This is a genomic window from Caulobacter sp. GW821-FHT09A05, from assembly GCF_059418465.1.
Genome location: NZ_JBWKPX010000004.1, coordinates 31,108 through 44,870 on the forward strand (window position 1 = coordinate 31,108; position 13,763 = coordinate 44,870).

Below are 13,763 nucleotides of genomic sequence, written 5' to 3' on the forward strand. Positions count from 1 at the left end.
GCCTTGCAAAGAGGGTGGGATGAGGTCCTACAACGCACCTTCTCGCGGTGACCGGTGTTGACCTGGGTCAAGTTCATGCGAACCGGCCCGCGCTCGGGACGGCTGAGAATCTCCGTCGACAACTTGGCCGTCGACGACCGCGCTCAGGCGGCGCAGCAGCGCCTCGCGGGCTGCATCGTCATGCGCCCCTTCCAGGGCGGCGTTGAGCGCCATCTGGAAGGCGACCCGGTGATTATGCCAGTCGAGCTTGGCGGCGGCGTGGGGCGCCAGTCGGGCCGGCGACGGCTGTCTTGGGATCGCACCGTCTTCGGTCAGGTCGAAGCCGTCGTCCAGGTCGGGGATCAGGATGGCGTCCGCGTCGAAGCCGGCGACGGTCAGCCGATCGCGCAGCCCCGCGGCGGCGTCCGGCTCGCCATGGGCCAGCAGGATCGACCCGGCGACGGGCGCCCGATCGAGCGCCCAGCGTGTCAGGCCCGTCGCGTCGGCATGGGCCGAGTAGGCGTCGAGCTTGCGCACCCGCGCGCGGACCCGAACCTCGTCGCCCTGGATGCTGACACGCTCCGCGCCGTCAGCGAGCAGTCGACCCAGCGTACCCGCCGCCTGGAACCCGCACAGCAGCACCGTCGCCTCGTTGCGCCACAGCAATCGCTTGAGGTGCTTGCGCACGCGCCCGGCGTCGCACATGCCGCTGGCCGCCAGGATCACATGCCAGCCGGAGAGGCGCTCCAGGCCGTCGCTATCCCAGGGCTTGTCCAGGAAGCGAAGATGTTCGGAGGGCCGGACCGGCTCGAATGGGTTGCGCTGGAGGGCGGGATTCCAGCCCCGTTCGAGGAACACCTTGGAGGCCTCGATGGCCAGGGGCGAGTCCAGGAAGATGTCGCCGCGCGGCGCGTTCCCGTCCTCCATCAACTGCAGCAGATCGACCAGCAGTTCCTGACTGCGTTCCAGTGCGAAGGCCGGGATGAGCAGCGGTCCGCCCGCGGCGTGGGCGGCCTTGAGTTCCTCGGCCAGGGCCGCACGGCGGGCGACGCCGCTGATGGCCGCGCGCTCGCGATCGCCATAGGTGGATTCGAGGATCAGGTGATCGACGCCCTTGGGGCCTTGCGGGTCGGCGACGAAGTCGCTGCCGCCCGAGCCGAGGTCTCCCGAGAAAAGCAGGCGCTTCTCGGCGCCGGCGGGGCCAACGACGACCTCGATCGAGGCCGAGCCCAGAATGTGGCCGGCCTCCCAATAGACCGCCGAAATTCCCGGCGCGACCGTCACCGGCTCGCCCAGCTTGACCTTCCGAAACTGCTTCATGACCCGGACGGCGTCAGCCTCGGTATAGATCGGTTCGACGGGCGCCAGGCCTCGTCTCTGGTTGCGCCGGTTGAGCGCCGCCACCTCCCCTTCCTGGATGCCGCCGGCGTCGGCGAGCATCACCGCGCAGAGATCGCGCGTCGCCGCCGTCGCATAGATCGGCCCCTCGAAGCCCGCGAGCATCAGCTTGGGAAGCAGACCGCAATGATCGACATGGGCATGGGTGAGCAGGACGGCGTCGACCTGGCTCGGATCAAATGGAAACTCGCCATAGTTCAGCGCCTTGAGGGTCTTCGAGCCCTGGAACATGCCGCAATCGACCAGGATCGTCGCCGCCTGCGTCTGCAGGCGGGCGCACGAGCCTGTCACGCAGCCGGCGGCGCCGTGAAAGGATAGGATCGGGGTCATGATAGAACCTCGCGGAGACGGATCAGGTCGGACACGGCGCGATCGGTCGCGCCAAAGGAAGCCCGGCTCACGGCGCGCCACGCCGTAGCACGGGCTCGCCCGCCGTCGGCCGCCACCACCAAGGTTCGTCCATCCGTGATCATCGGCGCCTCCTGCGGCCGACAGCATCGGCCAGGCCATGTCCCGATCCCTGATCTGGATCAATTTGGCGGCCGCTCCGGCGACTAGTCTTCGTGGGTCAGCATGTCGCTGTTTGGGAGCCGCCCCATGAAACACGCCGTCATCCTCGCCCACCCCAAGCCCACCAGCTTCTGCGCCGCCATCGCCCGAACCTGTGTCGAGCACCTGCGCGCCACCAACCACACCGTGGTCTTGCGCGACCTCTATGCGCTGGATTTCGACCCGCGCCTGAAAGCCGAGGAACTGCCCTCCCCGTCGGGCGCGCATCCGGCCGCCGACGTGGTCGCCGAACGGCGGCTGATCGGCGAGGTCGACAGCTTCATCTTCGTCTATCCCTTCTGGTTCAACGCGCCTCCCGCCATTCTCAAGGGCTATGTCGACCGGGTGTTCAGCATGGGCTTTGGCTATGCGCCGGGCGCTGGGGGCGCGGAATCGCTGCTCGACGACAAGACCCTGCTCAGCTTTTCGACCTCCGGCGCGCCCGAGGACTGGGTGAACGACACCGGCGCCTTGAAGGCCCTGATGACGGTGTTCGACCTGCACCTGTCGGGCGTCTGTGGCTTGCGGGTCTTGGACCACGAGCACTTCGGCTCCATCGTGTCCAACATCACCGCCGAGTCCGTGGCCGACGTGCTGGACCAGGTTCGCACGCGCCTGGACGACCTGTTCGCACCCGCGCTCGCATAGGACGCGCTCGGGCCAGTCGCGATGAAAGGCTTCAGAGCCACGCCCAGACACCGGCCGCTGCGGCCAGGGCCAACAGGGTTCCCGCCGCATAGAGGGCGCCAAAGCGCGCGCCGCCCACCACCCAGGCGATGACCATCTTCGAACAGCTGTCGACCGTGGCGGCCAGCAGCACCGCCTGGCCGGCGACGCCGATGGCCATGCCCCCCGCGCTCATGCGGGCGGCCGACAGGGTGACCGCGTCGGCGTCGACCAGGCCGCCGAGCGCCGCCACCGGCAGAAGGCCGGACGGACCGTAAAGGCCGGCGGCGATCCTTGACGCCGCCATGATGACGCCCAACACCAGGGCGAATTTCAGCACCAGCGCCAGTTCAAAGGGGCTCTTGGCCGAGGACGACGACGGCGCGGCCTCACCGGTCGACGCCAAGGCGGTCGCCCCCAAGCCAAGGACCGTCGAGAGCGCGGCGAACACGCCCAGCGGCGCCGACAGCGACCAGAACAAGGGCGGCCAGAGCGCCAAGGTGATGGCCCCCAGCCGGATCGCCATGATGGCGCTGGCGACCAGGGCCGCGCCCGCCAGGGCGAAGGGGTTGGGGGCTTCCTTTTGCAGTCGAGCCAGATAGAAGGTCACCGCTGTCGACGAGACCAGCGCGCCGGCCGCGCTGGCCAGCAACGCGCCCCGGGCCGGTCCCCACACCTTGATCGCGGCGTAGGCGACAAAGGAAATCGCCGCCATGGCAATGGTCAGCACCCAGAGTTCCGCGAAGTTGACCAGGCCGTAGGGGCCAAAGGGGCGGTTTGGCAGAAGCGGCAAGGCCACGAAGGTCATGGCGAGCAGGACCAACGCATCTCGGAGTTCGGGCCAGGTCAGGCGCTTGAGCCAGGTGTGCAGCACCTCCTTGCCCGCCAGCAGGGCCGCGACCGCCACGGCGGCGGCGGCGGCGACGCGCTCATCGCCGATCGCCGCCAAGGCCCCGAGCCCGAAGGTCAGCAGGCCCGCGACGATGGCGGTGGCCGAGTGGTCGTTGTCGTCGCGCTGTTCCCGTTGCTTGAAGAGGATGAAGGCCGCCGCGAACGGCAAGCCAAGCGTCAGCATGGCCCAGCCGCCCAGGGCCTGGCTCAGCATCCCCGAGACCCCGCCCAGCAGACCCGACAGGGCGTAGGTGCGCAGTCCGGCGGCCCGCCCCCCTTCGGCGACGTCGCGCGCCCGCCAGCCCCGCTCGATGCCGATCAGGAAGCCGATGGCCAAGGCCAGCCCGAGCCGCTCGAAAGGTTCCGCCGCCACACCCAGTCCCCGTTCGCTTGAGAGCCCAGGCCTCACTCTGGCTCAGACTGGCGGAGCCGTCCTGCGCCAGATCAAACGGCTCGACATTCCCTCGGCGGTCAACGGGCGGCGGCGCTGGCGTAGGCGACCGGTTCGATCACCGTGAGCAAACGGTTCAGGCAAGCCCCCACCCGACCGATGCCGTCAAACGAAAAGAGCGCCGACGATAGCCGGCGCCCTTGGAAGACATAAATACCTCTTCTTCAGCCACGGTTTCTGGTGCGCAGTTGGCGCCCGGCACGATTTTTCGAATGGCGTCCGGGCGGAAGTCGAACAGCAGCAACTCATGGCCGTTGACGACGCCGCCGCGCGGGGCCGCGCCATCGGGCATGTTCATGAAGCGCCACTCCTTCTCGTAGGTCCAGTGGTCCATCTTGGCCGTCAGGAAATTGCTAGTGTCCATGTCGGACATGCTGATGCACGGCTGGCGCCGGACGTACTTCACTTTCAGAGCAGGCAGGAACCGCTTGTCCGACTTAGGGTTCGGGTTGGGAAAAGCCGTAGCCGGTTCGAGGCCTATGGCGAACCCGGTGTGGTTGCCCGCGTAGTGGGCCCACATCGGCACCGAAGCCCAGGTCTCGCTACAACTGAAAACGAGCACCAGTCCCCGTCTCACCTGTTCGAGCAGCAGAACCTCGAACTCGTCGGCCGCAGCAGCCATCACCTTTCGGAACGTCTTGGCGATAAGGGGCCCAGCCGCAGGGTCATGAGGATCGCCAGGGGGGGCGACAAGGCCAAGCTCGATCTGGCGGCGCCAACTATCTCGACACCCTGGCCTGCGCCCTGGCGGTCGCGGACGAGATCGACAGGGCCGTGCGGATCGAGACTGAGGCGATCGCCCTAGATCCGACGAGCGCGGACCTGAAGGCGAACCTAAAGGCCATCAGGACAGGCGGCCCCTGTCTCTATGAGCAGCCTTCACCGACGTTCCGCGCCGCGCCGCTTAGTCGACGCATGGGCAAAGGGGGCGACTACATTCCAGGCGGAAAATGACGGCCGATCAGTTGGTAGTGAGCCGAAGGAGATAGCCGACGACGGTTTTCCGCTCGTGCCGCTCCGCAGAAAACGGCGGCGTGTGATTACTATCAGCCGGGCACGACGGCCACGATCGCGCGGCGGTAGCTCACCAACGACGGGCCGCCGGCGTCGCGAACTTCCAACAGGACGTGCAGGTCGGTCTTGGCCGCCACTTGCGGGGCGGTGAACTCCAGGTTTTGCGACTCGGCGCCATCCAGTCGTAGCTCGGGGTTGAGATGCCCGCCGGCGCCGGCTTCCCGGTAGTAGGTCCAGCGATAGGTCAGGGCCTGGTCGTCGGGGTCGCTGGAGCCGGCGGCGCTAAGGCGAACCCGGTCTCCGGCCTTGACCGTCAATGTAACCGGTTCGCGCCCCGGCCGGCCGTTGAGCACGGCCGCCGGCGCGTGATTGGCCGCTGCGGGATCGGGCGTCAGCGTCCAGGCCATGCGGGCGGCGAAGTCCGACTGGTAGGCCGATCTCCAGCGCCAGACGCCGGCCTGGTAGGTCCGGTAGGTCTTGCCGTCGGCGCCGACGGCGGTGTCGGTCACGTCGGCGAAGAGGCCGTCCGCCGCCGAGACCTTGGCGTACCGGCCGCCCCAGCTGCCGTAGTCCGGGTGCTCCGGGTCGCCCAGACCGTTGGAAATGAGATAGAGGAAGGAGGGGGTATCGCCTTCCATGATGTACTTCGGGGCCGGGTAGAGCGCCCCAAGCGGGCCCTTCTGGATGTGGGCGGCGAGCCAGTCCTTGCTGACCCAGGAGATGTCGGCCCCCGGAACCGAGCGCATCAGGTCGCCGGAGACGCCGAACCAGGCCGCCTGGCCGTAATCGCTGAACCCATGGATGCTGGCGATCCAGAACAGGTCCGGAAAGTTGCGCCGCGCCCAGGGCCCCGCATCGTCCTGGTCCGAGATGGAATAGACGCGCAGCTTGGCCACGAAGGCCGCGACTTCGGCAGGACTGCGCTCGCTGCGCACGCGCCAGAGCGCCTGCGCTAGATCTACGGCCCCGCCCCACACCGTGATCCAGACCGGCCTCGGATCAGGTCGGTCCACCGCCTCGATGATCCGCTGGGAGGCGGCGGTGTCCTTTCCCTCGCCGACGCCCTGCATGCCGTATTCCGAGCGGCCGGACTGGATGAGGCCCAGTAGGGCAGTGGCGGCGGGGTAGCCTTGCGCATGCCGTCGAAGGTTGGGAAGCACCTGGCCGTAGGCCCGGACTCGTTCTTCGATCAGTCGGGGCTGCACTTGGTCCCGTTGCCAGGTCGAGGTGGTGGCGATCAGGCCCTCGATGTCGAATTCATTGGCGTACAGCAGAAGCCGGACCATCGATTCGGAATCGTCCGGCTCGTTGCCGATATCGGTGAGCACGATCAGCCGAGTGCGTTCTGCTGCGGCTGCGGGCGGGACAGCCGTCATGAGCCCGGCGACGGCCGCCAGGGGGAGAATCCCCGTCCACAGGTTCTTGAGCATCAATTTTATCCTTCCGGATCGCATGACGGACTCCTTGGGAAGCCGCATGATCCTGGTGTCGTGGAACTCGATGGGATAGCCATCTCCTTGCAGGGCAAGTAGCCGCCGCCCAGCGCCAGATCGTCACCCCCCGCATCAAGTAGTATTCCATGGCCCACGGATCGGTCGGGGCAATCTGCGGGTGTTTGTATTGAGGTACGAGCTGGCCGGCGGTCATGTGTCGGATCGAGGAGCGGCAATGCCGAACCATATTCGGCCCCTCTGCTGCCGCGGGCGCCGACGGGATTTGAAACCGGTTGGGGAAACGTTCGAGCGCTGATGAGAACCGAAATGGTCACTGCAACCCCCGCAGATAGGCCAAGGAGCGCCGACTTTCCGACAAGGGATCGTTGGAACGATCATATTCGACGAAGAAGTGCTCGACACCGGAAGCGCGCGCCGCCTTGACGAGACCAGGAACATCGAGCACGCCCTCCCCAACCACCGCGAAATCCCCGTTGGCGCTCATGTCCTTGAGATGGCATGCCTTGATACGTCCGGCCTGGCGCTGGAGATAGGCGATGGGATCGGCCCTGGCCTTGGTGACCCAGAACAGATCCAATTCCAGCTTCACGAGATTAGGATCAGTCCCAGCCAGGATCAGGTCGTAGATCACTTCGTCACCGACCTTGGCGAACTCACGGTCATGGTTGTGATAGGCGAACACCACGCCCTCACGGGCGCAAAGCGCGCCGGCGGCGTTGAACAGGGCGACATAGGCGTCGAGCGTCCGGCGGTCGGCCAGATGGGCCGGCATCAGGATCGGCCAGGTGACGTAGGTCTGACCCATGACCTTGGCGCTGGCGACGCCGTCCTCGACGACCGCCATCGCGTTCTCGAGGCCGAAGGCGCGGGTATAGTTGGCGCGATTTTCTTCCGTCGAGATCTCCCGCCGCGACCAGGCCCGGAACGAGCTGTAGATGTCCTTGGGCGAAAGATGCTGCGAGGGTGAAACCAGACCGTTCTGATCCAGCAGGTCGCGGACATAGGCCGGGTCACGACCAAAGCTGCCGATGGTTTCGACCTCGACGTAACCCATCTGCGCGACCTGCTTCAGAACGCCCGGGAAGTCGATCTCCAACGGTGTCAGCACCGTGAAGAGTTGCAGCCCCCAGCGACGCGAGTCTTTGTCGCGGGTCGCCGCCATCGCGGAAGAAGCGGTCGTCAGCCCTGAAGCGGCGAGCGCCAGAAAAAGTCTACGATCCACGTCGGATCTCCGGTGAGATGCGGGAGAGAACTTCAAGAGGCAGGCTTGCGACTGGGGGTCCGGCGTCGATGCTGGCGCGCGGGGCGTCCACGGCGAGATCCGCGCGCATCCGTATCCGCTCCCAGGTGCTGGCCTTGATCGGCTCGCCGCGCCGCAGCTTGCCCCAGGTCGTCTCACTGATGCCGAGCACGGCGAACAGGTGCTCCCGCGTGATCGCCGGCAGCACGCGCCGAAGACCTTCGACCTCCACGGCGGGGATAGAGATGAGTTGCATGGCGGGTCCTGACAGATCGACTTGGCCGGCCCTAGGGCTTGGACTGGGCCAGCGGGGCGTTCAAACGCAGGTCTCTTGAGCTTGCCCCGACCAAGACCTGCCGGTCCAACGGAGCGTCCGCCCACGCCTTCCTGGCCGTCGACCAGTACTGCAGGCGACGCGGCGCGACGTGCACGCTGACGACTTTCTGTTGACCGGAGGCCAGAGATACCCGCTCGAAGCCCGCGAGCACGCTTTGCGCGAACTGAGCGCCCTCCGGCCGCCGCTTCGGCGCGCCCAGATAGACCTGGGCGACCTCGTCGCCGGCGACCACGCCGCTGTTCTTGACCTTGAACGTCACGTCCAGGCCGCCATCGGCCGCCTTGGCGATCTTAAGGTCCGAATAGACGAACCGCGTGTAGGACAGCCCGTACCCAAAGGGAAACAGAGGCTCGATCCCCTGTTTGTCAAACCAACGATAGCCGACATCGACGCCTTCCGAATAGACCGTCTTGCCATCGACGCCATGGCCAGATCGCTCGGGATGGGCCGGATCGGTGGCGGCGTAGTCCTGCAGGCTCTTGGCCCAGGTAAATGGCAGGCGGCCGGCCGGGTTGACCTTGCCGGTCAGGACGCTGGCGGTCGCCCAGCCCCCCTCGTCGCCCGACCACCACATCTGCACGACGCCCTTGACCTTGGAGAGCCAGGGCATGGCGACCGGTTGGCTGGTGTTTAGCACGACGACAGTGTTGGAATTGACCGCCGCGACCGCCTCGACCAGGGCGTTCTGGTCGCCCGGCAGGCCGAAGGCCGGCGCGCCGCGCGCCCAGACGAAGACCACGGCGGTTTTTGCCGCCTTGGCCGCGGCGATCGCCGCTTCACGGTTGACCGCCCGCGCCTCGGGCGTGGACCAGTTCAACCGCACCTGGACGGGATTGTGCGAACCGTCGGCGATCGTCTCGATCTTGATCTCGTGGGGACCGGCGGCGAGATCCAGGCCGACCCGCACGGCGTTCAGGCCATCGGGCGTCGGCAGGAGATTGTCGAGATTGGGCTGAACGGTGTCGCCATGCAGCCCCCCCTTCATCGAGCCCGAGCCGCCGACCCGCTTGCCGTCGATCCACAGGCTGGCGCGAACACCAAGGTGCTGCAGGTTCAGCCAATAGTCACCGGCCCGCTCGACGGTGAAGGTTCCCGCCCAGTGGTGGCTGGTGTCGGCCTTGAGCGCCTGACCATTGGCCAGGGTGTAGTCGACGCGGCTGGAGACCCCTTCGCCGTCCGGGCCCGCATGCGCCAGGCCAGGCTGGCCGTCGTGCGACAGCGCCACGTCTGGGACCAGCGCGCCGGTCATGTCGTTGTCGAGGGCCAGAACGACCTGGCTAGCGTCGGCGCCCGTCATCCGACGCAAGGCCTCGACGGGACTGACCTGACGTTCGGGCATGCCCACCGAGCGCTCGCCGGCCTTGCCGATCGCCACGACCTGGCCGGCGCCCGGCCCAATCATCGCCACGGCGGTCAGAGCGTCGACCTTCAGGGGAAGGATCGCGTCCTGGTTCTTCAGTAGAACCGCCGCGTCCTCGCTGGTCTTGCGGATCACCGCGCCGATCTGATCGGGCGTAAAGGATCGCTTGGTGTTGTTGCGGCCGTCCAGATAGCCAAAACGGTTCATCTCGTAGAGCACGCGCCCCGCCGCCAGGGTCACGGTCGACTCCTTGATCTCGCCGGACTTCAGACCGTCCCAGAGGTTCTTGGGCTCCTGATCGACGGGAAACTCCGCCGCCCAATTGACCGCGCCCTTCTTGGGCTCCTCGGGAATGCCGCCTTCGAACAGGGTGGCCAGGATGCCGAAATCGGGCTTGGAGATCTCATGAGGCCCTGGCGCGTCGTCAAAATAGGAGCGCATCATCTGCGCGAACGGGCTGCTCTTAGGTAGGACGCCGGGCATCTCCATGTCCAGGCCGCCATTGATGTAGAGATGGCCGTGCACCGCGCCCCAGTCCGACGTGACAAAACCCTTGAAGCCCATCTCGCCGCGCAGGATGTCGGTCAGGATCGCGTGATTGCCGCAGGCGAAGCCGCCGTTGATCAAGTTGTAGGAGCACATGATCGAGGAGACGCCCGCCGAGATCGCGTCAGCGAACGGCGCCAGATAGACCTCGTGCAGGGCCTGGTCGTCGATGGTCACATCGTGGCCGTTGGTGTCGAAGCCGACGAAGTGCTTGGCCTGGGCCATGACGCCCTCGCCCTGGATGCCGCGGATCAGGCTGGCTCCGATCTCGCCGGTCAGCACCGGATCCTCGCCATAGGTATTGAAGCCGCGTCGGAAGGTCACGTCGCGGTCGATATTGACGAAGGGCTCCAGCACCACGTCGATGCCCAGGCGCTTGGCCTCTTCAGCGATGATCACGCCATTGAGCCGCGCATCCTCATGGCTGAAGGTCGCCGCCAAGCCCATGGTGGCGGTCTGGGCGGGCGAAGGATGGCGGGTCAGCACGCCGGGCGGTCCATCGGCCAGACGCAGCGACGGGACACCCAACCGCTTCACGCCCGGCAGATATCCTGCTTGGCCCTGGTTGGTGGCGGCGTCTTCCTCCACGCCGCGGATGAGCCCCAGCTTGTCGTCAAGCGTCATCTGGCCAAGTAGCCCATCGACCCGGGCGTCGCCCGTCACCTTGGCGGCGGGTTCGCCCGCCAAGCCGGCCGTGGGATGACCCGCCATGGCGAGGATCACGACCAGGGCGCTGGCCGAGAACAGAGCTTGGGCTCTCGGGCTTGGGGCGGTCTTGCGGATCATTTCAACGCTCCTGACGAAGAGACAACTGGCGCCGACGATCGGGCGGCGGGACGTAGGTCGAAGGTTCAGTGTCGGGCGCCGCTGACGGCGGGGCCGTAATAGACGCCGTTGAAGAGGAACTTGAACGTCCCGTGCGACTGGCCGCGCTGGCCAACCTCCGGGCCCATCAACAGCACGCGGCCCTTGCCCAGCGGCGCATCGACGATCGCGCTGGCGCCGTCCAGGCGCTCCTGTCCCCAGGCCCAGCCGCTCTTCAGCACCTTGGATCCGGAAAACCAGGCGACGGCGTGGACATCCTTGGCGGCGGGATCGATCCTGAACACCGGACTGGAGTCGAAGAAAAGGTCGGCCGTCTCGCCCATCCCATAGGCGAGCGGCTCGCTTGGGTCGACGCGTGCGGTAATCAGCGACCCGCGCACCTGGAATTTGACGGGAGACAAGGCGCTCGTCTTGCCATCGACTGTCTCGGTCAATGGATTGCTCAGCGGCAGGCCAAGGGCCGCGCCCACGGCCGTCGACTCCGCCGAGGCGATCACGGTTCCGCCCTGGCGCGCGAAGGCCTCCAAGGCCGGCCCCGTCCTGGCGGCGGTAATCGAGCCCAGCATGGCGTGATACCGCGCGGGGATTTCCTCGGCCCGTGGCTGGTCCATCAGGAAATGGAACGCGCCAGCCCCGGTCTGGCCAAGCGCGCCGGCGCCGACACCGCTGGGCAGGACCACCACGTCGTACTTGGCGCGCAAGTTCCCGGCATCCAGTTCGGCGGGATAGACGACCGTGTAGGGGAACTCGAACTGATCGAACAGAAACCGGGTCCAGCCCGAACCGGAACTGCCGCCATAGACATCGACCAGGGCGATCCTCGGCGCCTCGAGCGGCAGACGGGGTCCGGCTGGGATCTTGTCCTGGCCATGAACGATCAGGCCGAGTTCAGCCGCGCCCCGCGCCAGGATCGCCGTGGCGCGGGGTGACCGCGGAACCCAGATCGCGCCGGCCGACAGGACGCCTCCATCGACCGTCAGGGGTTGTCGCAGCCAGGAAACCGGCAAACCGGCCTTGGTCAGCCGGTTGACGAGAATGACGCTGTCATTGGTCCGATGATCAAGCACATAGCCGGCCTTCGCCGATCCGACCACGGCCCCGACCGGCGGTGTCAACAGATCATCGACCGGCGCGAACGGGCCGTCGAAGCCTTCAGTGAAACGATCGAACTTCACGCCCATCTGGAAAGCCAGGGTATAGCCGGCCGAGTCATACGGCTTGACCGGCGGTCCGCCGGGATAGGCGAAGGTGGTCGGATGGTCCTGAGCTTCGAACATGTCCAGGATCTGCGGCCGAAAGGCCTGGGCGGTCCTGACGACGAACGAGCCGGCGGGATAGGACTTGCCGGCGACCTCGAAAGCCGATGTCGCCCGTTCGACCTCCACGCCAGTCTTGATCAAGGCGTTGAGGAACTTCACCGCCGTGGGAAAATCGGGCTGGTCGGCCGGGACGATATAGCCGCGCGCATCGCGATAGGCCGGATCGCGCAGGATCTTTTCATAGAGCGCGGCGTCGGTGGTGATCGCCCCGCCGGGCATGAAACGCAGATCCCGATGGGTGTCGGCGGGCGAGAGCTTGTCGGCCGCTTCAAGGGCGGCGATACGCGAAGGGGTGACGGTCCAGGAGTCCGTCGATCCGCGAGCGATCGAATTGGCGCCCATCCTGTAGATGTTGAACAGCAGGCGTTCGCGATTGCGCGAGGCGTAGTCCAGGACCGCTCGGTCCATGGAAAGGGTGTAGTCCAGCGATTGACGGATATGCCAGAGCTGCGGCGCGACCGGCGCCGGCAGGTTGAGGCGCGGCAGCTGGTTCCTGGCCACCAGATGGACGTTGACGGGCGTGGGATTGCCGGTGATCTCGGTGAGGATCCCGACCATGTTGTGGAAATAGGACGTGGTGCGCAGACTGCCATTGTACCAGGTCGAATAGGGCGCGATGTCCTGCATGCCCCCGCCCGGCTTGCCCTCTTCCACCAGCCGGCTCTGCATGGCGTTCCCGACCTCGCCGACCTGGGTCATGGTCAGGGGATCGAAGTTGTAGTTGAACGGGTCTCCGAACGGCGGAATGAACACGGCCGCACCGGCGGGTCCCGGCTGATGCTGGTTGTAGACGATCTGCGGAAACCATTGCCGGAACAGGACCCGATCGACGTTCTCGGTCTCGGGCAGATTGGCCATGTAGTAGTCGCGGTTGTTGTCGTGGCCGGCGTATTTCTGCCAGAGGAAAGGGGTCACCCCGGCAGGCGGAAAGCCGTCGGGGGTCATGCCGATCTGGCGCTTCTCCGGCTCGGCCGTGCGCATGTACCAGTCGGCGACCATTTCCTGGCCGTCGGGATTGACCGCGCCGAACAGGATGACGACGTCGTCGAGGATGCGCGTCCACTCGGGGTCGTTGTCGCTCAGCGCGCGATAGACCGCCAACATCAGGGCCTGGGCCGGGACCGTTTCGTTGGCGTGCATGCCGCCGTCGATCCACACCACCGCCTTGCCGGAGCGCGCCAGATCACGAGCCTGGGCCTCTGTCAGATCCTTGGCCCTGGCCAGGCGTTCGGCGACGGCGCGGATGGCGTCGAGGGCGCGGATGTTGGCGGCGGACGAGACCACCATCATGTACTGCGGGCGTCCCTCGGATGTCCGCCCGATCTCCACGAGCCTGGCCCGGTCCGACTGCTTGGCGAGCGTCTTCCAGTAGGCCTCGAGCTGGCTATAGCTGGCGAGAAAATAGTCTTCGCCCAGATCGCGCCCCAGCGCCTCGCGGGGAGTCGTCACCGTGCCGGCGCAGGCCGGCGAACTCTGCACGGCGCAGATCATGACAGACAACGCGATAGCGGCGACCGCGCTGCGGAGTGTCGGCGGTCTTATTCTCATCGCTAAGCCCATCAGTCGCACGCCCCCTCACCTTAGCTTCCAGCATCAGCCCAGTTAGATGAATATTCAAGTTATAAGCTCGCGCTTGCCAAAGAGGAGCGAAGCAGGCTCAGGGACCCGACACACCAGACCTAACGGCGCTTGCTCGGTCTCGATCGGCGCCGGCTTGGGGACCGCACGGGCGGT

The 13,763-nt window shown here is 66.6% G+C and carries 9 protein-coding genes; 1 reads left to right on the forward strand and 8 read right to left on the reverse strand.

Annotation, left to right across the window (positions count from 1 at the left end; translation table 11 throughout):
- Window positions 1-27 precede the first annotated feature (27 nt).
- On the reverse strand, window positions 28-1,707 hold the full coding sequence (locus tag AC07NX_RS04860; protein ID WP_494640021.1) for an MBL fold metallo-hydrolase: 1,680 nt from the start codon (window positions 1,705-1,707) through the stop codon (window positions 28-30).
- Window positions 1,708-1,974: 267 nt separating this feature from the next.
- On the opposite strand from AC07NX_RS04860, the gene AC07NX_RS04865 reads away from it, so the two are divergent.
- On the forward strand, window positions 1,975-2,574 hold the full coding sequence (locus AC07NX_RS04865; RefSeq protein ID WP_494639607.1) for an NAD(P)H-dependent oxidoreductase: 600 nt from the start codon (window positions 1,975-1,977) through the stop codon (window positions 2,572-2,574).
- Between the two features lie 31 nt (window positions 2,575-2,605).
- Here the strand turns inward: AC07NX_RS04865 and AC07NX_RS04870 are convergent, their stop codons facing one another.
- The 7 genes from AC07NX_RS04870 to AC07NX_RS04900 all read right to left on the reverse strand — a co-directional run bounded on the left by AC07NX_RS04870 (window position 2,606) and on the right by AC07NX_RS04900 (window position 13,508).
- Window positions 2,606-3,856 (reverse strand): MgtC/SapB family protein, encoded by a 1,251-nt coding sequence (locus AC07NX_RS04870; protein WP_494639608.1) that lies wholly within the window; start codon window positions 3,854-3,856, stop codon window positions 2,606-2,608.
- A gap of 154 nt (window positions 3,857-4,010) precedes the next feature.
- Complete coding sequence (locus tag AC07NX_RS04875) at window positions 4,011-4,556, reverse strand: DUF2971 domain-containing protein (protein WP_494639610.1); 546 nt, start codon at window positions 4,554-4,556, stop codon at window positions 4,011-4,013.
- Window positions 4,557-4,980: 424 nt separating this feature from the next.
- Entirely contained in the window at window positions 4,981-6,378 is a 1,398-nt protein-coding gene (locus AC07NX_RS04880) for a DUF1593 domain-containing protein (RefSeq protein ID WP_494639612.1), read from the reverse strand.
- Window positions 6,379-6,712: 334 nt separating this feature from the next.
- Window positions 6,713-7,624: a sugar phosphate isomerase/epimerase family protein gene (locus AC07NX_RS04885; protein ID WP_494639614.1), complete on the reverse strand. Its 912-nt coding sequence runs from the start codon at window positions 7,622-7,624 to the stop codon at window positions 6,713-6,715.
- Complete coding sequence (locus AC07NX_RS04890) at window positions 7,614-7,898, reverse strand: hypothetical protein (protein ID WP_494640031.1); 285 nt, start codon at window positions 7,896-7,898, stop codon at window positions 7,614-7,616. Before AC07NX_RS04890 ends, AC07NX_RS04885 begins: the two co-directional genes overlap by 11 nt.
- Before the next feature lie 31 nt (window positions 7,899-7,929).
- Complete coding sequence (locus AC07NX_RS04895; protein WP_494639616.1) at window positions 7,930-10,671, reverse strand: beta-glucosidase; 2,742 nt, start codon at window positions 10,669-10,671, stop codon at window positions 7,930-7,932.
- A gap of 65 nt (window positions 10,672-10,736) precedes the next feature.
- Window positions 10,737-13,508, reverse strand: a complete 2,772-nt coding sequence (locus AC07NX_RS04900) for a M14 family metallopeptidase (RefSeq protein WP_494639619.1) — start codon at window positions 13,506-13,508, stop codon at window positions 10,737-10,739.
- Window positions 13,509-13,763: the final 255 nt, after the last annotated feature.

Bases quoted from the DNA above. Each gene is read 5' to 3' on its own strand.
- AC07NX_RS04860 (WP_494640021.1), bottom strand. From the start codon at position 1,707: ATGACCCCGATCCTATCCTTTCACGGCGCCGCCGGCTGCGTGACAGGC.
- AC07NX_RS04865 (WP_494639607.1), top strand. From the start codon at position 1,975: ATGAAACACGCCGTCATCCTCGCCCACCCCAAGCCCACCAGCTTCTGC.
- AC07NX_RS04875 (WP_494639610.1), bottom strand. From the start codon at position 4,556: ATGGCTGCTGCGGCCGACGAGTTCGAGGTTCTGCTGCTCGAACAGGTG.
- AC07NX_RS04880 (WP_494639612.1), bottom strand. From the start codon at position 6,378: ATGCTCAAGAACCTGTGGACGGGGATTCTCCCCCTGGCGGCCGTCGCC.
- AC07NX_RS04890 (WP_494640031.1), bottom strand. From the start codon at position 7,898: ATGCAACTCATCTCTATCCCCGCCGTGGAGGTCGAAGGTCTTCGGCGC.
- AC07NX_RS04895 (WP_494639616.1), bottom strand. From the start codon at position 10,671: ATGATCCGCAAGACCGCCCCAAGCCCGAGAGCCCAAGCTCTGTTCTCG.